Annotated in this window: 12 protein-coding genes; 3 read left to right on the top strand and 9 right to left on the bottom strand. The window is 73.6% G+C overall.

Translation table 11 applies throughout. The features are described 5' to 3' along the window. Nucleotides 1–158 precede the first annotated feature (158 nt). Nucleotides 159–1,274, bottom strand: a complete 1,116-nt coding sequence (gene recA / locus DP939_RS38900; RefSeq protein WP_113985852.1) for a recombinase RecA — start codon at nt 1,272–1,274, stop codon at nt 159–161. Nucleotides 1,275–1,519: 245 nt separating this feature from the next. On the opposite strand from recA, the gene DP939_RS38895 reads away from it, so the two are divergent. Beyond that, nucleotides 1,520–1,789: a hypothetical protein gene (locus tag DP939_RS38895; RefSeq protein WP_113985851.1), complete on the top strand. Its 270-nt coding sequence runs from the start codon at nt 1,520–1,522 to the stop codon at nt 1,787–1,789. A 16-nt stretch (nt 1,790–1,805) separates the two neighbouring features. Here the strand turns inward: DP939_RS38895 and DP939_RS38890 are convergent, their stop codons facing one another. Then, a complete protein-coding gene (locus DP939_RS38890; protein WP_113985850.1) occupies nt 1,806–2,000 on the bottom strand; it encodes a DUF3046 domain-containing protein in 195 nt (64 codons plus the stop codon). Between the two features lie 92 nt (nt 2,001–2,092). On the opposite strand from DP939_RS38890, the gene DP939_RS38885 reads away from it, so the two are divergent. After that, entirely contained in the window at nt 2,093–2,332 is a 240-nt protein-coding gene (locus DP939_RS38885; protein WP_113985849.1) for a hypothetical protein, read from the top strand. 59 nt (nt 2,333–2,391) lie between these two features. On the opposite strand, the gene DP939_RS38880 is transcribed toward DP939_RS38885, so the two are convergent. Further along, entirely contained in the window at nt 2,392–2,880 is a 489-nt protein-coding gene (locus DP939_RS38880; protein ID WP_111171071.1) for a VOC family protein, read from the bottom strand. 129 nt (nt 2,881–3,009) lie between these two features. On the opposite strand from DP939_RS38880, the gene DP939_RS38875 reads away from it, so the two are divergent. After that, complete coding sequence (locus tag DP939_RS38875) at nt 3,010–7,617, top strand: ATP-dependent helicase (protein ID WP_113985848.1); 4,608 nt, start codon at nt 3,010–3,012, stop codon at nt 7,615–7,617. Between the two features lie 100 nt (nt 7,618–7,717). On the opposite strand, the gene DP939_RS48275 is transcribed toward DP939_RS38875, so the two are convergent. From DP939_RS48275 to DP939_RS38840, 6 genes are read right to left on the bottom strand one after another with little or no spacing between them, the layout of a single operon-like run. Beyond that, nucleotides 7,718–13,843 (bottom strand): non-ribosomal peptide synthetase, encoded by a 6,126-nt coding sequence (locus DP939_RS48275; RefSeq protein WP_225878752.1) that lies wholly within the window; start codon nt 13,841–13,843, stop codon nt 7,718–7,720. Continuing rightward, nucleotides 13,840–14,934 (bottom strand): 2-oxo acid dehydrogenase subunit E2, encoded by a 1,095-nt coding sequence (locus tag DP939_RS38860; RefSeq protein WP_113985847.1) that lies wholly within the window; start codon nt 14,932–14,934, stop codon nt 13,840–13,842. Before DP939_RS38860 ends, DP939_RS48275 begins: the two co-directional genes overlap by 4 nt. Beyond that, complete coding sequence (locus DP939_RS38855; RefSeq protein WP_113985846.1) at nt 14,927–15,910, bottom strand: alpha-ketoacid dehydrogenase subunit beta; 984 nt, start codon at nt 15,908–15,910, stop codon at nt 14,927–14,929. The genes DP939_RS38860 and DP939_RS38855 overlap by 8 nt, the downstream gene beginning before the upstream one ends. Then, entirely contained in the window at nt 15,901–16,839 is a 939-nt protein-coding gene (locus tag DP939_RS38850) for a thiamine pyrophosphate-dependent dehydrogenase E1 component subunit alpha (RefSeq protein WP_113985845.1), read from the bottom strand. Before DP939_RS38850 ends, DP939_RS38855 begins: the two co-directional genes overlap by 10 nt. Further along, the gene (locus DP939_RS38845) at nt 16,832–18,307 is read right to left on the bottom strand and encodes a condensation domain-containing protein (protein ID WP_113985844.1); all 1,476 of its coding nucleotides are present in this window, start codon (nt 18,305–18,307) and stop codon (nt 16,832–16,834) included. The genes DP939_RS38850 and DP939_RS38845 overlap by 8 nt, the downstream gene beginning before the upstream one ends. Next, the gene (locus DP939_RS38840) at nt 18,304–19,740 is read right to left on the bottom strand and encodes a class I adenylate-forming enzyme family protein (RefSeq protein ID WP_199565698.1); all 1,437 of its coding nucleotides are present in this window, start codon (nt 19,738–19,740) and stop codon (nt 18,304–18,306) included. The genes DP939_RS38845 and DP939_RS38840 overlap by 4 nt, the downstream gene beginning before the upstream one ends. Nucleotides 19,741–19,794: the final 54 nt, after the last annotated feature.

Below are 19,794 nucleotides of genomic sequence, written 5' to 3'. Positions count from 1 at the left end.
TTCCGGTCCGAAGACCCCTCAGCGGCCCGGTGCCCTGGTGAAAACCCAGGCATCGGCCGCGCGCCCGGCCCACCACCGGCCGGTGGCGAGGGCGGTTGCCTCGGCTGTGGGTCGGTGGGTGGGTCATCGGGAGCGCCCGGCGTCATCGGGGAGGCCGATCAGACGTCTCCGGGCTTGGGGGTCGTGGCCTTGCTGCCCCGGGTGGTGGCGGCGGCACGGGGCGGGGTGGCCGGAGGAGCGGGCGGGGTGGCGGGGGAAGGCTCTGCCGGGGCGTCGAGGCGGGGGCCGACGCCGAGCTTCTCCTTGATCTTCTTTTCGATCTCGTTGGCGATGTCGGGGTGTCCCTTGAGGAAGTTTCGCGCGTTCTCCTTGCCCTGGCCGAGCTGGTCGCCCTCGTAGGTGTACCAGGCGCCGGACTTGCGGACGAAGCCGTGCTCCACGCCCATGTCGATGAGGCCGCCCTCGCGGGAGATGCCCTGGCCGTAGAGGATGTCGAAGTCGGCCTGGCGGAAGGGCGGGGCCATCTTGTTCTTGACGACCTTGACGCGGGTGCGGTTGCCGACCGGCTCGGTGCCGTCCTTGAGCGTCTCGATGCGCCGGACGTCGAGCCGGACCGAGGCGTAGAACTTCAGCGCCTTGCCGCCGGTCGTGGTCTCGGGCGAGCCGAACATGACGCCGATCTTCTCGCGGAGCTGGTTGATGAAGATCGCGGTCGTGCCCGTGTTGTTCAGGGCTCCGGCGACCTTCCTGAGCGCCTGGGACATCAGGCGGGCCTGGAGGCCGACGTGGCTGTCGCCCATCTCGCCCTCGATCTCGGCCTTCGGCACCAGGGCCGCGACCGAGTCGATGACGATGAGGTCGACGGCGCCGGAGCGGATCAGCATGTCGGCGATCTCCAGCGCCTGCTCGCCCGTGTCGGGCTGGGAGACCAGCAGTGCGTCGGTGTCGACTCCGAGCTTGCGGGCGTATTCGGGGTCGAGGGCGTGCTCCGCGTCGATGAACGCGGCGATGCCCCCCGCCCGCTGCGCGTTGGCCACCGCGTGCAGGGCGACGGTCGTCTTACCGCTGGACTCGGGACCATAGACCTCGACGATCCGGCCGCGCGGGAAACCGCCGATGCCCAGAGCGACGTCGAGCGCGATGGAACCGGTCGGAATCACCTCGACCGGGGGACGGGTGTCGTCGCCGAGGCGCATGACCGAGCCCTTGCCGAACTGGCGCTCGATCTGAGCGAGCGCCGTCTCAAGGGCCTTCTCGCGGTCATTGGCTGCCATGAATGCCCCCTGGAAGGGTGTCGTGGTGTGTCGTTATCGTCGCGTGAAAGCTACGCGGTGCCACCGACATTTTCCGGCGCTCGGCCGAAGTCGGTCGCTCCAATATAGCCGAACGGCTGTTCGATCGCCCGCGAACACGCGTCGCGCACCCATCCTCCAGGCGACATTCCCGGGCATTTCGGTCGACCTGTTGTCACTGTGCTGACCTGGAGTGATCCTGTAGGAAGACGACTGCGAGGTGCCCCGTGACAAGCACGTTCGCCGAGCAACGCCGCGCCTACCTTGACGAGCTGTCCGCCCGCCTGCCCGAACGCGGGCTGATCGGCAGGATGCTCGGGGGCTCCGACCCCATGCTGTGGATCTGGCACCCCACCACCGGCAAGCAGACCATCGTGTTCGCCACGCCGTCCAAGAACGGCTGGCTGTTCCTGTGGTCCCCCGGCGGCCAGGAAGGGGCCGACCTCCCCGAGCAGGCCGCCGACATGGTCAAGAAACTGCTGGCGGAGGAGCACTGAGCCGGCCGGGCGAAGGTCAGCGGAGTTTGGCGTCGACGTCGGTCACCTTGCACACCGCCCGCCACACGGTCTTCGCGGCCACGCCGTCGGCCAGCGCCTGGGTGACCGTCCGCCCGCCCAACTCGGCAATGACGTAGTCGCGTGCCCACGACTCGGCGTACGCCTCGCCGAAGTGCCGGCGCATGCGGTCCCAGAAGTCGGATAGACGCATCACCCAAGTATGGGGCAAGCAGCGGGCGGCACGTCCCTTTGGGCCCGCGACCCGCGCTTGAGGTACGGCGGGGCGTGGGTAGAACCCCCGCCATGGCGAAGCTCCCCCTTATCGGCGTCGTCGCCGGCGTGCTCGCCGCGACCGCCCTGGCGCTCACCCCCGCCCAGAAGACCGCCCGCCGCGCCCGCAGGCGGGCGCTTCTCGCGCAGGTCCGCGCCGCCGTCCGGCAGGAGAAGGCGGCGCGCTCCGAGCGGCGCGGCGGTACGGCGGAGCCGTTCACCCGCGTCCGCCCGCGCAGGCCCAAGGGCACCCGCAGCCGGTGCGGCGACTGAGAGAGACGGCGCCGCGTCTGTAAAAGCCGCGTCTGTAAAGCGCCGCTGCCGTTAAGCGGTCAGAGCACGCGGGAGCCGTACATCTCGCCGAGGGGGTCGGCGAGGAGTTCGAGGCGCGCGTTGTCGGGGTCGCGGAAGTAGATCGACGCGCCGCTCTCGATGTCGTGCGGCACACCGGCCGCTTCGAGCCTGCCGCGCAGCCGTTCCCAGGTGGCCGGGTCCACGGAGATGGCGATGTGGTGCAGCCCGCCCAGCACTTCGCGGTAGGGGCCGAGGTCGAGCCCGGGGAAGTCGAAGAAGGCGAGCAGGTTGCCGTTGCCGATGTCGAAGAAGAAGTGGCTGGACCCCTTGTAGTCGCGGTTCTCCACGATCTCGGTGAGCGGGAACTCCAGCAGGTCCTGGTAGAAGGCGATGGTGCGCTCCACGTCGGAGGACAGGAGCGCGACGTGGTGAAGGCCGCGCGCGCTGCTCGGCGGGCGGTGGTCGCGCACATGCGAGGATCTGATCCGGGCCCTGGCCGCTTCGATCGCCGCGTGGTCGATGCTCATACCCGTCGTCTATCTCCGCCACCATCCCCCCTCAATCCCCCACGAAGGCGACATTCTGCTGATCAGAGCCGGTGAACCGGCGGCAGGGCACCCGGCGGAATTGTCGGTGGCACGTTGCATCATGGGGCCATGACCGGTTCGTCGCTCGCCCATTTCACCGACCTGACCAGGCAGTGGTTCGCCGCCGCGTTCGCCGCGCCCACCGCCGCGCAGGAAGGGGCGTGGGCGTCGATCGCCCGGGGCGACAACACCTTGGTGGTGGCCCCCACCGGTTCGGGCAAGACGCTGGCGGCGTTCCTGTGGTCCATCGACCGGCTCGCCGCCGAGCGGGCGGGCGACCCGCCGCCCGGCGGCGGGCGCGGGTGCCGGGTGGTCTACGTCTCGCCGCTGAAGGCGCTGGCGGTCGACGTCGAGCGCAACCTGCGCGCGCCGCTGACCGGCCTGCGGCAGACCGCCGTGCGCCTGGGCGTGCCCGCCCCGCAGATCTCGGTCGCGGTCCGGTCCGGCGACACCCCCGCCGACGACCGCCGCAGGTTCGCCACCAAGCCGTCCGACATCCTGATCACCACCCCCGAGTCGCTGTTCCTGCTGCTCACCAGCCAGGCCAGGAGCGCGCTGGCCGACGTGGAGACGGTCATCGTCGATGAGGTCCACGCGGTCGCCGCGACCAAGCGCGGGGCCCATCTGGCGCTGAGCCTGGAGCGGCTCGACGCGCTGCTCCCCCGCCCCGCGCAGCGGATCGGCCTTTCCGCGACGGTCCGCCCGGTCGGGGAGGTGGCGGCGTTCCTCGGCGGGGCGCGCCCGGCCACGGTGGTGCAGCCGCCGTCCGACAAGGTGATCGACGTCGATGTGGTCGTCCCCATCGAGGACATGACCGAGCTCGACGCCCCGGTGCGCGACGGGGCGCAGGCCGGCGAGGAGGCCGAGCCGTGGGAGCGGGAGCCCGACGCGGCCAGACGTTCCATCTGGCCGCACGTCGAGGAGCGGCTGCTCGACGTGATCGAGGCCAACCGCTCGACGATCGTCTTCGCCAACTCCCGGCGGCTGGCCGAGCGGCTGTGCACCCGGCTCAACGAGCTGGCCCATGCGCGGGCCGACGGCGTACAGGCCGCCGGGCAGCCGGTGCCCGCCGAGATGATGGCCCAGGCCGGGGCGAGCAAGGGGGCGATCCCGGAGATCGTGCGGGCGCACCACGGGTCGGTGTCCAAGCAGGAGCGGGCGCAGATCGAGGAGGCGCTGAAGTCCGGGCGGCTGCCCGCCGTGGTGGCCACCTCCAGCCTGGAGCTGGGCATCGACATGGGCTCGGTCGACATGGTGGCGTGCGTCGCGGCCCCGCCGAGCGTGGCGAGCGGCCTGCAGCGCATCGGCAGGGCCGGGCACCAGGTGGGCGCGGTGTCCCGCGGGGTGATCTTCCCTAAGTACCGTGGCGATCTGGTGCAGACCGCGGTGGTCGCCGAGCGGATGAAGGCGGGCGCGATCGAGGAGCTGCGCTACCCGCGCAACCCGCTCGACGTCCTGGCCCAGCAGATCGTGGCGATGACCGCGATGGACGACTGGACGGTCGACGACCTGGAGGCCGTGCTGCGGCGGGCCGCCCCCTATGCCACGCTGCCGCGCAGCGCGCTGGAGGCCACCCTCGACATGCTGGCCGGGCGCTATCCCAGCGAGGAGTTCGCCGAGCTGCGCCCGCGCATCGTGTGGGACCGCGTGACCGGCACGCTGCGCGGGCGTCCCGGGGCCCAGCGGCTGGCGGTCACCAGCGGCGGCACGATCCCCGACCGCGGCCTGTTCGGGGTGTTCCTCGTCGGGGAGAAGTCGTCCAGGGTGGGCGAGCTGGACGAGGAGATGGTCTACGAGTCGCGGGTCGGCGACGTGTTCGTGCTGGGCGCCACCTCCTGGCGCATCGAGGACATCACGACCGACCGGGTGCTGGTCTCCCCCGCGCCCGGACAGCCGGGCAAGCTGCCGTTCTGGCACGGCGACACGGCGGGCCGGCCCGCCGAGCTGGGCCGGGCGATCGGCGAGTTCCTGCGCGGCATGGCCGAGGGCGGTGGCGAGGAGCGGGTCAGGGCGGCCGGGCTCGACGACCACGCGACCGCCAACCTGCTGGCCTACCTCGACGAGCAGCGGGAGGCCACCGGCTACGTGCCCGATGACCGCACGCTGCTGGTCGAGCGGTTCCACGACGAGCTGGGCGACTGGCGGGTGGTGGTGCACTCGCCGTACGGCGCGCGGGTGCACGCGCCCTGGGCGCTGGCGATCGGGCGGCGGCTGCGCGAGCGTTACGGCACCGACGTACAGGCCGTCCACTCCGACGACGGCATCGTGCTGCGCGTGCCCGACACCTTCGAGGGCGCGCCCTCCGACGTGGCGGCCTTCGACCCGGAGGAGATCGAGCAGATCGTGGTCGAGGAGCTGGGCGGGTCGGCGATGTTCGCCTCCCGGTTCCGGGAGTGCGCGGGGCGGTCGCTGCTGCTGCCCCGGCGCAGCCCGGGCAGGCGTACGCCGCTGTGGCAGCAGCGGCAGCGGGCCGCGCACCTGCTCGGCGTGGCCGGTTCCTACGGCTCGTTCCCCGTGGTGCTGGAGACGATGCGCGAGTGCCTGCAGGACGTCTTCGACGTGCCCGGCCTGGTGCGGCTGATGCGCGACCTCGCCGCCCGCAGGGTGCGCGTGGTGGAGGTGGAGACCTCCCAGGCGTCGCCGTTCGCGGCGTCGCTGATGTTCGACTTCGTCGGCGCGTTCATGTACGAGGGCGACGCCCCGCTGGCCGAGCGTCGCGCGCAGGCCCTGGCACTGGACACCCGGCTGCTCGCTGAGCTGCTGGGCCAGGCCGACCTGCGCGAGCTGCTCGACCCCGACGTGATCGCCGACACCGAGCGCGAGCTGGCCCGGCTCGACCGGCCGCTGCGCGACGCCGAAGACCTCGCCGACCTGCTCCGCTCGCACGGGCCGCTGCTGGCCGACGACGTGCGGGTGCGGGAGGGCGATCCCGGCTGGCTCACCGGCCTGGAGCGCGACCGGCGCGCGATCCGCGTGCGGGTGGCGGGGGTGGAGCAGTGGGCGGCCATCGAAGACGCGGGCCGGTTGCGCGACGCGCTGGGCGCGCCGCTGCCGGTGGGGGTCCCGGTCGCGTTCCTTGAGCCGGTGGCCGACCCGCTGGGCGACCTGGTGGCGCGGCACGCCCGCACCCGGGGGCCGTTCCCGGCGAGCACGGCGGCGGCCCGGTTCGGGCTGGGCGTCGCCGTGGTGAGCGACGCGCTGGCCCGGCTGGCGGCGAGCGGCCGGGTGGTGGGGGGCGAGTTCCGGCCCGGCGGGCGCGGCGAGGAGTGGTGCGACTCGGGCGTGCTGCGGCTGCTGCGGCGCAGGTCGCTCGCGCGGCTGCGCAGGGAGGTCGAGCCGGTGGCGCCGGAGACCTTCGCGGCTTTCGCTCCGGTGTGGCATGGGATCGCCGCCGGGTCTCATCGCTCCGGGGGCGAGGCGTACGACCGGCGGCCGGGCGGCGGGCAGGGCCCAGGGCGGGCGATGGACGCGCTGGTCAACGCGATCGAGCAGTTGCAGGGGGCCGCCGTGCCCGCGTCGTCGCTGGAGACGCTGGTCCTGCCGTCCCGCGTACCGGGCTACTCCCCCGCGCTGCTGGACGAGCTGACCGCGTCCGGCGAGGTGATCTGGGCCGGGCAGGGCGCGCTGCCCGGCGGCGACGGCTGGGTGTCGCTCTACTTCGCCGACACGGCCCCGCTGCTGCTGCCGGAGCCCGCCGAGATCACCCGCACGCCGGTGCACGAGCAGATCCTCGCGGTGCTGGGCGGCGGCGGGGCGGTGTTCTTCCGTGAGCTGGCCAATCAGGTGTTCAGCAGGGCGCTGCCCGACGGGGCCGGGGCGGTGCCCGACGACGCGGCCCTGGCCAGGGCGCTGTGGGACCTCGTGTGGTCCGGCCAGGTGACCGGTGACACGCTGGCCCCGCTACGGGCCACGCTCGGCACCGGGCGGCCCGCCCATCGCCCGGCCGGTGGGCGCAGGCGGCGCGCGGTGCTGCCCACCCGCAGCGGGCCACCGACCGTCGGCGGCCGGTGGTGGGCGCTGCCCGCCCCCTCCCAGGACGGCACGCAGCGCGCCCACGCGCAGGCCGAGGTGCTGCTCGAACGACACGGCGTGGTCACCAGGGGCGCGGTCGCGGGCGAGCGGTCGCCGGGCGGTTATTCGGCCGTCTACCAGGTGCTCCGGGCGTTCGAGGAGGGCGGCCGGTGCCGGCGGGGCTACTTCGTGGAGGGGCTCGGCGGAGCCCAGTTCGCGCTGCCCGGCGCGGTCGACCGGATGCGTGCCATGGCCCCGCCCGCGGGCGGTTCCAGCAGGCCGGCGGGCGAGACGGGCGCGCGCCGGGCCGTGGTGCTGGCCGCCGCCGACCCAGCCAACCCGTACGGCGCGGCGCTGCCCTGGCCGGTCCATCCCGGTGAGGTCGCCCACAAGCCGGGGCGCAAGGCGGGGGCGCTGGTGGTGCTGGTCGAGGGACACCTGGTGCTGTACGTCGAGCGCGGCGGCAAGACCCTGCTGTCGTTCGCGGGCGACGACCGGGTACAGCCGGCGGTGGACGCGCTGGCGCTCGCGGTACGCGACGGGGCGCTCGGCAAGCTCACGGTCGAACGGGCGGACGGCACCTCGATCAACGACTCCCCACTGGCCGCCGCACTGGAGGCGGCGGGCTTCCACCCCACTCCGCGCGGCCTGCGGTTGCGCGCATGACCCCGAAAGCCGTCCATGCGAGGGAGGGGCCCTGGGCCCGGCCCCTCTGCGGGGCCGGGGGTGTGCCCCGTGGGGCGGGCCGGTGGCCTTGTGGGGATCTTCAGGGGCGGGGAGTGCGGCCTTCGAGGGCGGCGAGTCCGACGAGGTCGTCGGGGAGGGCGTCGGGGACGTGGGTGTCGAAGCGGGACAGGGCGCGTACGCGTAGGGCGATCAGTACCAGGAGGGCGATCGCCAGGCCGAACAGTAGGTACATCAGGCCGATGCCGCGCCCCGCGCCGGTGCCGATCACCGCGCCCACGGTTCCGGCCAAGGGTCCGCCGGGGGCGAGCAGCGGCTCGAACAGCGCCGTGCCGTAGGGCGCGACCAGGCCGAAGCCGATCGGCAGGGTGGACCAGGCGATCATCTGGTTGATCGCGAACACCCGGCCGTGGAAGCGCTGCGGCACCTTGACCTGGATGAGAGTGGCGTAGACGCCGTTGAGGACGGCGAGCCAGTACGACATGCCGAACGCGCCGACGCCGATCACCACCAGGCTGTCCACGAAGCCAGTGGCTAGGCAGAACGCGGCCAGGGCGAGTCCGGACAGCAGCATGCCGCGCATCCGCATGCGGCGCGGCCCGCCCCAGATGGCCACCGTGAGGCCGCCGAGCAGGGCGCCGAGGCCGCCCGCGAAGGACACCTTGCCGACGTCCTGGAGGGTGGCGAACGCGAGCACGAGCGGCGAGATCAGCAGGAACAGCGGCGAGACGAGCACGTTGAACACCGCGAAGAACGCCAGCATGCCGCGGAACCCGCGATGGCCCCAGGAGTAGCGGAAGCCGCCGATCATCTCGGCCATGACCGTCTCTCTGCGGCGCGCGGCCATGGTGGCGGGGAACTTCGTGGCCAGCAGGACGGCGATGGCGAGGGTGTAGCCGGTGACATCGAGGATGAGGATGCCCTCCAGGCCGATCACGGCCATCAGGGCGACCGCGACCAGCGGCACGATGAGCTGGGCCGTTCCGGTGGCGGTCTGCACGATGCCGTTGGCGTGCCCGAGGTAGCGCTTGGGGACCAGTTGCGGGATGGCGGACTGGTAGGCGAGCCGCTGGAAGGCCAGGGCCACGGAGAGGATGGCGAGCAGTGGATAGATGTGCCAGATCTGCAGGTTGCCGGTCCACAGGAGGCTGCCGAGGCAGAGTTGTACGCCGCCTGCGGCGACGTTCGCGGCCAGCATGACCCGGCGGCGGTCGAAGCGGTCGGCGACCGCGCCCGCGAGGGGGGCCGCGAGCAGGCCGGGGACCAGGGCGATCACCGAGAACAGGGCGTAGCTGACGAGGGAGCCGGTGGTCAGGTAGATCCAGATCGGTACGGCGAACTCGGTCAGCGCGGCACCCAGGATGGAGGCGAGCTGGCCGACCGCCACCAGCATGAACCGGCCCATGCTGGGGGACGCCCCGGCGTTGGGCGGCGGCCCCGCCACGGTCCGCGCCTGTGGCGGACCCGTTGGTACGCCCGGTCGGCCGATGCTGCCTGTGTCCTGCTGGTCGGCCCTGGACGCGGCTTTCGTACGGGGGATCCGCCCGGTGTCCAGCTCGGTACGAGGCGCCGGAACGATGGCGGAAAGGTCGGTACGGCCATCGGCCCCCGGCCCGGTGGCAGCGGGCCCTGCCACGCCGATCCTCGGGTGACCGCCCGACGCGAGGGCGGCCGAGGCGGCGGTTGCCGCAGGGTCGGCGGCACAGGCGGAGTCGGTGACCGACGTGGTCCCGGGGTCAATGGCGGCGGCCGGGTCGGAAGTCACGGTGGGGCCGGTGCTGAGGTCCGGGACCGGGGCGGAGGCAGAGGACGCGGCAGTGGCCACGGGGTCGATGGCGGGGGCCTCGGGGCTGGTCGCGGCGAGCTCGGTCACCGACGTGGCCCCCGCGTCGGTGGCCGCAGGGCCGGTGGGGCCGGTGTTGAGATCGGTGACCGGCGCGGGGGCGGCGGACGCAGCGGTGGCCACGGGGTCGGTGGCGGCCGCCGGGCCGGTAGTCACGGTGGGGCTGGAGCTGAGGTCCGGGACCGGGGCGGAGGCAGAGGACGCGGCAGTGGCCACGGGGGCGGTGACCGGGACCTCGGGGCTGGCCGCGGCGAGCTCGGTGACCGACGTGGCCCCGGGGTCGGGGTTGAGATCGGTGACCGGCGCGGGGGTGGTGGTTGTCGCGGGGGCAGGGGCGAAGGGGGAGTCGGTGGACTCCGGGGTGGTCGCGGTGGCGGGGGCGGTCAGGAGATCGGTGGGGGCCGGGGGGGTGGTGGTGGAGATGCCGTGGAGCCACCAGGTGGGGGTGGTGATGAGGGTGGCGGTGGGGAGGGAGGGGTGGACGGTGGTGAGGATGGCGGCCAGTTCGGTGGCGCGGTATTTGAGGAAGAAGTGGTTGGCCTCGTCCAGGACCACCAGGCCCACGGTGGAGGCGATCAGGTGCCACTCGGGGTAGCGCTCCTGGTAGAACTCCATCGCCGGGTCCCGTTCGCCCGCCACCGAGATGACCGGGGCGCGCAGGGGTGGCATTCCCTCGTGGAAGAGGCGGGCGAAGTACTCCTCGGCCTCGCGGGTGCTCTGGCGGCGGTTTTCGATGATCAGCTTGAGCTGGTCGGGGGCGAGTTCGTCCACGTCCAGGCCGGAGGCGCGCAGGGCGTTGGCCCAGAAGCGGTCGCTGCGCAGCCGTTCCATGCGGGTGGCGAGCCGGGCCAGCGGGCCGGACGGGCGGGAGAACGGGAAGATCCCGCCCAGGTAGACCGCCTCGACCTCGCGTCCGGCCGCCTCCAGCCTGCGGGTGACCTCCACGGTGAGGGTGACGCCGAGGCCGCAGTGCCCGTACAGCACGATCGGCCCGCGCACCGACTCAAGGATCTCTGTGGCGCACTGTTCGGCGACCTCGGCCGAGGGCCGGGCGGTTTCGCCCAGTTCGTTGCCGGGGACCGCGACCGAGTACAGGTCCCAGTCGGCCGGCAGGGCGTCGGCGAGCGGCTGGTAGATGACCGCGCTGCCGCCGCCGTACGGCACGCACACCGCCGTCGCCGCGACCCGCCGTCCCGCCGGGGTGAGCCGGTGCAGCAGCCGTTCGGACGTGCCCGCCGCGCCCGGCTCCATGACCTTGGCCAGCCGCCGCACCGTCGGGTGCTTGAAGACGTCCAGGATGGTGGGCTGCCGCCCGCCGGGAGGTACGGCGTGCCGGAGCTTGGCCACGAGCTGGGCGGCGAGGAGCGAGTGCCCGCCGAGGTCGAAGAAGTCGTCCAGGACGCCGACCCTCGCCAGTCCCAGCACCCCCGCCCAGATCCCGGCGACCGCCTCCTCCAGCGGCGTGTCCGGCTCGACGAAGCCGGTCTCCTGGTCGGGGCGCTCGTCGCCGGGGTCGGGCAGCGCGGCGCGGTCCACCTTGCCGTGCGACTTCAGCGGGAGTTCGTCCAGCCAGACGTAGCGGGCGGGGACCATGTAGTCGGGCAGTTTCCCGGCGAGGTCGGAGCGGAGTTCGCCGACGTTCGTCTCGGTCCCGACCAGGTACGCGACCAGCCGGTCCGCGCGGGCCTCCACGACCGCCTGATCGATCCCCGGAAGGTCTTCCAGCACGGCCTCGATCTCGGCGAGTTCGACGCGGTACCCGCGCACCTTGACCTGGAGGTCGCGGCGGCCGAGGAAGTGCAGATCGCCCTCGGGCGACCAGCGGCCGATGTCCCCGGTGCGGTACATCCGCGCGCCGGGCTCGCCGAACGGGTCGGGCAGGAAGCGTTCGGCGGTCAGTGCCGGGCGGCCGAGGTAGCCACGGGCCAGCCGGTCGCCGCCCAGGTACACCTCGCCGGGCACGCCGATGGGCGCGGGCGCGAAGTTCTCGTCCAGTACGTACACCCGGGCCCCGGGCAGCGGGCGGCCGATGGGCAGCATGCCGCCCCCGCCGGCCACGGGAGGCACGGCGTAGGTGGTGATGCCGACGGTGGCCTCGGTGGGCCCGTAGTGGTTGACGACCTCGCAGGCGAGCCCGGCCGCCCAGTCGGCGCGCGACGCCTCGCCGCCGAGGATCAGCGTGCGCCGCGGCAGCAGGTCCGCCTCGGGAGCCTCGGCTTGCAGGGACGCCAGGTGGGACGGGGTGATCTTCAGGTAGTCGGTGCGGCTGAAGCGTTCGGCCAGTTCCACGGCGGGGGTGCGGGGCGAGACCAGGTGCAGCCGGCCCCCGGTGAGCAACGCCAGATAGAAGATCGTCACGCCGAAGTCGAACGACAGCGACTGCGCCAGCGTGAAGTCCGCGCCCTCGGGCACGCCGAGCCGCAGCCGTACGCCCGCCAGGTAGTTGACCACCTGCCGGTGCTGGATGCCGACGCCCTTGGGCCGCCCGGTGGTCCCGGAGGTGTAGATCACGTACGCCAGGTCCTCCGGCGACGCGTTCTGCACGGGCAGCGGATCGAGGTCGGCGGGAACGTCGCCGAGCAGGATCACCTGGCCGGTGAGGAGGTCCGTGTGCTCGGGGACGGTGATCACGGCCCGTGCGTCGCCGTCCTGGAGCATGTACGCGACCCGGTCGCGCGGGTAGGCGGGGTCGATCGGGATGTACGCGCCGCCCGCCCGCAGCACGCCCAGCACCGCGACGGCGAGGTCCGCGGACTGGTCCAGGCAGACCCCCACCCGCACGTCGGGGCCGACGCCCGCCGCGCGCAGGTGGGCGGCGAGCCGCCCGGCCCGCAGGTCGAGTTCGGCGTAGGTCAGGCTCTCCCCGCCGCAGACGATCGCGGTCGCGCCGGGGGTGGTGGCGGCCTGCGCGGCGATCAGCTCCTGCAGCGACCCGGCGACCTCGGGGAGCGGTTCGGCGGGATGGCTGAAGCGGCCGAGCGCCGCGCGTTCCGCGTCGGTGATCAGGTCCAGCCGGGAGACCGGGGTCTCGGGCGCGTCGGCGATGGAGTCCAGCAGCCTGGCATAGCGCGCGGTCATCCGCTCGATCGTGCCGGGCAGGAACAGGTCGCTGTTGTAGATGACGTAGCCGCTCAGGCCGTCCGGCGTCTCGTGCAGGTAGAAGGACAGGTCGAAGCGGGAGGCGACGGCCGGCAGCGTCAGCCCGGTCACGGAGTATCCGGGGACCGGGCTCGCGGCGGCGGCCCCGTAGTTCTGCAGCGCGAACATCACCTGGAACAGCGGCGTGCGGCTCACGTCCCGGGCCACGTTCAGCTCGCTGACCAGCCGGTCGAACGGCAGCGCCTGGTGGGCATATGCGTCCAGCGCGGTCTCGCGGGTGCGCGCCAGCAGGTCGCGGAACGACGGGTCGCCCGTCAGGTCGGCGCGCAGCACCAGCGTGTTGACGAACATGCCGACCGCGCCGTCGAGTTCGGGCACGTCGCGCCCGGCGACCGGCGAGCCGACCGCGAAGTCGGCCTGCCCGCTGTGCCTGGCCAGCAGCACCTGCAGCGCGGCCAGCAGCACCATATACGGCGTGGCCCCGCATCCGGCGGCGAGGGCGGCGATCCGCTCGGCCGTCCCCGCGTCGATCTGGAACTCGTGCCCGGCCCCGGCGCTGCTCTGTTCGGCGGGCCGTGGCAGGTCGGTGGGCAGGTCCAGGGCGGGCAGCCCGGACAGGCGTTCCCGCCAGTAGGCGATCTCGCCGTCGTGGTCCCTGCCGCGCTCCCACAGCGCGTAGTCGCCGTACTGCGCCCCCGGCGGCTCCAGTTCGGCGTCCGCGCCGCACAGGGTCAGCACCTCGCGCAGGATCACGTCCGCCGACCAGCCGTCCGCCACCAGATGGTGGACGGCCAGCACCAGCAGGTGGTCACCGGGCGAGATCGTCACCAGCGCCGCCCGCCACAGCGGCCCGTTCGCAAGGTCGAAGGTGCGCGCGAGCAGCGCCGTGCCCGCCGCGCGGGCCGCGTCCTCGCCCGGGGCCGCGGAAACGGTCAGTTCGACCCGGGGCTCGGGGTCGATGACGATGGAGGGCCGCCCGTCGCCGTCGGTGGGAAAGCTCATCCGCAGCGCCTCGTGGCGGGCGGCGACCCCGGCCAGCGCGGCCTCCAAACGAGGCCCGGTCAGGTCCCCCTGTACGCGCACGACCAGCGGGATCGTGTACGCGGTGGTGCCCGGCCGGTACTGCTCCAGGAACCACAGCCGCTCCTGGGCGGGCGTCAGCGGCGGCTGCGCGGCGGGGTCGCGGGGGGTGATGACCCGCGCCCGGGTACGCCGCCGCAGCCGCTGCGCGAGCAGGGCCTTCTTGTCCGGCGAGAGGGTGGTCACGCGGTCTCCGGAGTCTCGATGATCTGCTTGAGGCGGCCCATGTACAGCGCGGCGTCCCGGCCGTTGACCAGCCGGTGGTCGTAAGCGATGCCGATGGTGGCGCGGGTGCCGTCCGAGGGCGGGGTGACCGCGAGCGCGCAGGCCGTGCCGGGCAGCACGTAGGGGATGGCGAGCACGACGTCGGGCTCGGTGTGCAGGGTGATCACCATGCCCGCGCCGCTCAGCTCCCGTTCGGTGAACTCGCCGCCCGCGGCGGCCACCCGGTACTTCATCAGCAGCGTGGCCAGTTCCTTGACGCCCATCCGGGCGGCGTCGTGGACCACCGGGACGAACAGGCCCTCCCCCGCGTCCACGGTGACGCCGATGTGCGGCGCGTCGGGGATGTCGGCGGCGGTGCCGTCCGGGGTGAGGGTGGCGAAGAACATCGGGTGGTCGGCGTGGGTCTCGGCGACCGCCATGACGAACAGTTCGGCGAGGCCCACGGGGCGGCGGGTCTCCCTGGTCAGGCGGGTGGCGCGGGCCAGCAGCGGGCCGAGGTCCATCCGCACGGCGGTGTAGGCGGCGGGGATGGTCTGGTGCGAGGTCTCGACGGCGCGGCCGACCGCCCGCTGCACGCGGGACAGCGTGCGGCGGGTGCCGCCCGCGGGGCCGGGGACGTCGGCGGGCCGGGCGGCGGGAGCGGCGAGCCGTTCGACGTCGGTACGCCGGACGACGGCGACGCCGAGCGCGCGGACCGCGTCCTCGGTGATGCCCAGCTCGTTCATCAGGGCCCGGGCCGGTTCGGTGATGAGCGGGCCGTCCGCCTCGGGTACGGCGGGCGCGGGTACCGCGGCGGGTTCGCGCCGCGCCGGAGCGGCGGCAGAGGCGGTGATCCGGGCGATGGACTGGGCGGGCCGGCACCAGGTGCCCGCGGGCACGCCGTGGTGCAGGTGGCCGGACTCCTCGGCGGTCAGCTCCTCGGCCGCCTTGGAGGTCTCGACGATCACCATGGGGTCGCCCGCGCGGATCGGCGCGCCGTCCTCGACGAGCCATTCCACCAACAGGTACTCGGCGTCGTTGTTGTTCAGCTTGGGGACGCGGATGTCAGCCACGGAGGGCCCTTCTGATGGCTCGGTGGATCGACGACTCGCTGACCAGCACGCGTTCTTCGAGGTGGGCGGCGGTGGGAATGATCGAGTCCGCGGAGTGGACCAGTTGCACGGGGCGGTCCAGGCGGTCCCACATGCGGTCGTGCAGTACGTGCGCGACCTCCGCGCCCCACGTGCCGCCCGCCGTGCTCTCCTCGACCACGAACACCGTGCCCGCCGAGCCGATCTCCGCGGGGAACTCGAAGGGGTAGAGCCGCGAGGGCACCAGGAGGGCGGCGTTGATCTCGTCCTCCAGCAGCAGCGCGCGCATCGCGGCGAGCGCCTTGCAGGCGGTGCCGCCGGTGGCGATGATCACGCAGTCGGGGTCGCCGCCGGGCAGCGCGACGCGCGCGACGCCGTCCGGGGTCTCGGGCGGGGTCAGCCGGAACGGCTCGGCCGCCGGGAACATCGGGCGGGTGTAGAGGACCTTGTCCTCGAACAGCACGCACGGTTCGCCGCGGTCCAGCATCGCGGCGAACACGGCGTGGTTGTCGTGGAACGGCGAGACCTCGTAGATCGCCAGGCCGGGCACGCCGAGCAGGTGTTTCTGCGGGCTCTGGCTGTGCGTGGGGCCGTATCCGCGCCCGCCGCCGCTGGGGCAGCGCACGACCATGCGCAGCGGCAGCCGCCTGCCGTACATCGTCACCGACTTGGCGGCGAAGTTGACGAGCTGGTCGAAGGCGAGGGTGACGAAGTCGCCGAACATGATCTCGGCGATGGCGGTGTCCCCGGCCAGGGCGAGCCCGGCGGCCATGCCGGTGAGCGCGCCCTCGCTGATCGGGGTGGACAGCACCCGGCCGGGGAAGCGCTCGGACAGGCCGCGGGAGATCTTGAAGGCGCCGCCGTACGGGTCGGTGATGTCCTCTCCGAGCAGGTAGGCCCGGGGGTCGCGGTCGAGCAGGTCGTGCAGCGCCGCGTTGAGGTTGTCGGCTACCCGCACGCGGCCCGCCCGGTGGACGGCGGGCGGGCGGCGACCTCGTCGGCCACCGCCGCCACGTACGCGCGCTGCTCGGACTCCACCCGGGCCAGCCCGCCGGGGTCGGCCGCGGCGTAGCGGTGGTACCAGTCGCCCGCGCGGGCCTCGCGCAGGGTCTGCTCGTCGCGCGTGTCGTCGCCCTTGCTGTGCGGGCCCAGCCGATGGGTGCGGAACTCCAGCACCAGCGGCCCGCGCCCGTCCCGTACGTGCCCCAGCGGCTCGGCGACGATGTCGCGGATCTCGGCGGGGTCGGTGGAGCCGATCGCGAGGTGCGGGACGCCGAAGGCGGCGGCCCGCCCGGCGATCGTCCCCGCGAGGTGCGCGGTCGTGGGGGTGGACTGGGCGATGCCGTTGTTCTCCACCACGACCACGACGGGCAGCCGCCACAGCGCCGCGATGTTCAGCGCCTCGTAGACCGCGCCCTCGCCGAACGTGCCGTCGCCGATGTAGGCCCAGGCCGCTGCGCCCGGCTCGGCGCGCGAGAGGTGCAGCGCGACACCGGCCGCGACCGGCAGGCTCTCGCCCTGCACGCCGGTGGACATGTACCGGTCGCGGTGGATGTGCTGGCTGCCGCCCACTCCCCCGCAGACCGCGCCCTCCCGGCCCATGATCTCGGCGAGCAGGCCGTGCGGGTCGCGGTACCTGGCCAGGTAGTGGCCGTGGCCCCGGTGGTTGCTGAAGACGTGGTCGCGCGGGTCCATCAGCGGGGAGAGCGCCACCGGTACGTGCTCCTGCCCGAGGCAGGTGTGCGTGGTGCCGTTGAGCATCCCGGCGGCGAACAGGTCGAGCAGTTTGTACTCGAACGCCCGGATCATCAGCATCAGTTCGAGGTCGTCGCCGTCCCCGCCGGGGTACGGCAGGCCGCCGGGCGGCCGGTCGAGCAGGTCAGTCATTGCGGACCGCCTGGAGCACCCCGGCGATGGTCGGCGTCTCGAAGAAGGCGTCCAGCGGCACCTCGATCTTCAGCCGCTTGCGCATCCTGGCGATGATCTGGGTGATGGTCAGCGAGTGCGCGCCCAGGTCGAAGATGTCGTCGTGCGGCCCGATCGGCGAGATGCCCAGGACCTCCTCCCAGATCGCGGCGACCTCGCCCACCAGCGAGTCGTCCACCCCGGCGGGCTCTTCGGCCGCTGGAACGGTGGAAACGACTTCGGCCACGTGGGCCGTGCGGATGTCCAGCAGCTTGAACAGCGGCGCGTCCGGGGTGGCGGCCACCCGGTCCAGCAGCGCCACCAGGTCACCGGCGACCGTCCCGGCCTCGGGGACCTCCGCGGGGTCGTACCGCAGCGAGCCGGTCAGGCCGCCCGCGGTGTCCAGGAACTGGAATTGGAGCGATCCTCTGACGGCCTGGTTGGAGGCCAGCCATTCGACCGAGGCGTCCAGCCCGGCGAACAGCGGCTCGGGCTCCTCGCGCCTGCGGTAGCTGATCGAGACCGGCGCGAGCGCCGCGTGCGGGCGCAGGCCGGGCACCGCGCGGGCGAGCGGGAGGTGCCGGTGGGCGTAGAGCGCGCGCAGTTCGGCGCGCAGCCCGGCGGCGAAGTCCGCGAACGGCATGCCCGTCTCGGGACGGCTGAACAGCGGCAGCTCGTTGACGAACGACCCGATCGCCACCGCGTCGCCGGGGCGGCGGGTGCTCAGGTCGATCGCGGTGACGACCTCCTGGTTGCCGTAGGAGCGCAGCAGCGCGTGCAGGGCCGCGGTCAGGACCTCGAACCTGGTCAGCCCGGGGATCGCGAAGTCGGTCTCGGTCTCGAAGGCGACGGTACGGCCCGGGGCGGTGCTCCGGGAGCGGGCCTGTGCGCCGGGCAGCGCCACCGGGCCCGGCTCGCGCCAGCGGGTGTCCCAGAAGCCGGGGCCGGGTTCGGCGTCCGAGCCGGAGGGCGCGGGCACCGCGAACACCGGGGGCCGGGCGCCGCCGTAGGCCGCGGCCAGTTCGGCGACCAGCAGGTCCTTGGACCTACCGTCGAAGACGAGGTGGTGGGCCACAATGAGCAGCAGGTGCCGCAGCGGCGACTCGCCGACCATGGTGAAGCGGACCAGCGGCCCCGCCGCGAGGTCGAACGACCGCGCCACCTCCCGGCGCAGGATCTCGCTCAGCGCCTCGCCCTCGGCGGCGATGTGGGCGACCTCCACGGCGGCGTCGCCGCTCCGCAGGTACGGCACGCCGTCGTCCTCCTCGACGCGCCCGGCCAGCACCGGGTGCCGTTCCACCACGGCCGCGCACGCCCTGATCAGCGCGCCCCGGTCGAGCGGGCCGCGCAGCCTGATCACCACGGGGACGTGGTAGGCCGAGCCCGCGCCCAGCCGTTCATTGATCCACATCCCGTGCTGGACCGCGTCCACGGTCGTCGTACCGATCATCGTGCTCCTTCTCGCAGGAGGCGCTTGTCCACCTTGCCCGCGTGGTTTCTGGGAAGGGCGTCCATCAGGACGACCCGGGCGGGGCGTTCGTGCGGGGCGAGCCGGTCGGCCAGGAAGAGCCGCAGTTCCTGCGGGGTCACCGAGCCGACCAGGGCGAGCGCGACGGACATGCCCAGCGTGGGGTGCGGCACGCCGAACGCGGCGGCCTCGCGGACGCCCGGGCACTCGTGCGCGGTCTCCTCCACGTGCAGGGTGGAGACCTTGAACGCGCCCGACTTGATCACATCGCTCTCGCGGTCCACGAGGTAGAGGTAGCCGTCCTCGTCGAGCCGGCCGAGGTCGCCCATCCGCACCCAGCCGTCGCGGAACACCTCGCGGCTGCCCCGCTCGTCGGCCCAGTAGGCGCGCGGGGCGGCCGGCGAGCGCAGCCAGACCTCGCCGGTCGTGCCGGCGGGCACCGGTTCACCGGACGCGGTGGCGATCTTGACGGTGCCGCCGCCGACGGCCTGGCCGACGCTGCCGGGGCGGTCAGGGTCGTACATCATGATCGTCTGGGCCGGGTAGGACTCGGTCGAGGTGTAGTAGTTGACGATGGCGGCGCGGGGGAAGGCGGTGCACAGCCGTTCGGCGACCGGGGCGGGCAGCGGCGCGGCGGCCGAGCCGAGCAGGCGCACGCACGACAGGTCGTGGCGGTCCTGCACCCCGGCGGCGAGCAGTTCCACCGCCATCGCGGGCACCAGGAACACCGTGCCCGCGTGGTAGTCCTCGATCAGGGCCGCGAACCTCCCCGGTGTGAAGCGGGGCAGGGTGACCGTGGCCGGGTGCGCGGACAGGGCGGTGACCAGCATGGTCTGCCCGGCGTTGGTGCCGATCGGGAACGCGTGCGCGAGGTGGGCGGAGTGGGCGAACGGCCGCCTGGGCCCGCCGTGGCCGAAGGCCAGGTTGGCGTGCGTGGCGGCCACGCCCTTGGGCCGCCCGGTGGTGCCGGAGGTCAGCAGGATCTGCGCGACGTCGCCGGGACGCGCGGGCTCGGGGTCGGGGCCGTCGCCGAGCAGCAGGTCGCCCGGCCGCAGCACGGTGGCCGCGCCGCAGTGCGCGAGCGCCGCGTCGATCTCGGACTCGGCCAGCCGGTCCGAGAGCGGTACGGCCACCGCCCCGGCGGCGGTCACCCCGCAGAAGGCCACCGCGTAGTCGATCCAGTCGCCGTTGCCGAAGACCAGTCCGACGCGGTCGCCGCGGCCCACGCCGCGGGCGGCCAGGCCACGGGCCACCGCGGTGGCGCCGCGGGCCCACTCGGCGAAGGTGAGCGAGCCGGGGCGGGCGCCGAATGCGCCGGTTCCGCCTCCGTGGACGATCAGCGCCTCCCGCTCGGGGTCGGCCTGAGCGCGGGCATGGAGAAGGGCGGGAATGGTGAGGTTGGAGATCGCACTCATGGGTGAGCCCCCGGGCATCACGTAGCCATCTGTCAACACCGTCTTGACTGTTGC

Origin of the sequence: Spongiactinospora rosea, from assembly GCF_003315795.1 — a bacterium.
Taxonomy (GTDB): domain Bacteria; phylum Actinomycetota; class Actinomycetes; order Streptosporangiales; family Streptosporangiaceae; genus Spongiactinospora; species Spongiactinospora rosea.
This window is presented reverse-complemented; position numbering and strand designations above follow the sequence as displayed.

Coding starts and splice junctions, on each gene's coding strand:
- DP939_RS38885 (WP_113985849.1), top strand. CDS start 2,093: ATGGCGAAGCTCCCCCTTATCGGCGTCGTCGCCGGCGTGCTCGCCGCG.
- DP939_RS38850 (WP_113985845.1), bottom strand. CDS start 16,839: ATGACTGACCTGCTCGACCGGCCGCCCGGCGGCCTGCCGTACCCCGGC.
- DP939_RS38875 (WP_113985848.1), top strand. CDS start 3,010: ATGACCGGTTCGTCGCTCGCCCATTTCACCGACCTGACCAGGCAGTGG.
- DP939_RS38845 (WP_113985844.1), bottom strand. CDS start 18,307: ATGATCGGTACGACGACCGTGGACGCGGTCCAGCACGGGATGTGGATC.
- DP939_RS38890 (WP_113985850.1), bottom strand. CDS start 2,000: ATGCGTCTATCCGACTTCTGGGACCGCATGCGCCGGCACTTCGGCGAG.
- DP939_RS38840 (WP_199565698.1), bottom strand. CDS start 19,740: ATGAGTGCGATCTCCAACCTCACCATTCCCGCCCTTCTCCATGCCCGC.
- DP939_RS38880 (WP_111171071.1), bottom strand. CDS start 2,880: ATGAGCATCGACCACGCGGCGATCGAAGCGGCCAGGGCCCGGATCAGA.
- recA (WP_113985852.1), bottom strand. CDS start 1,274: ATGGCAGCCAATGACCGCGAGAAGGCCCTTGAGACGGCGCTCGCTCAG.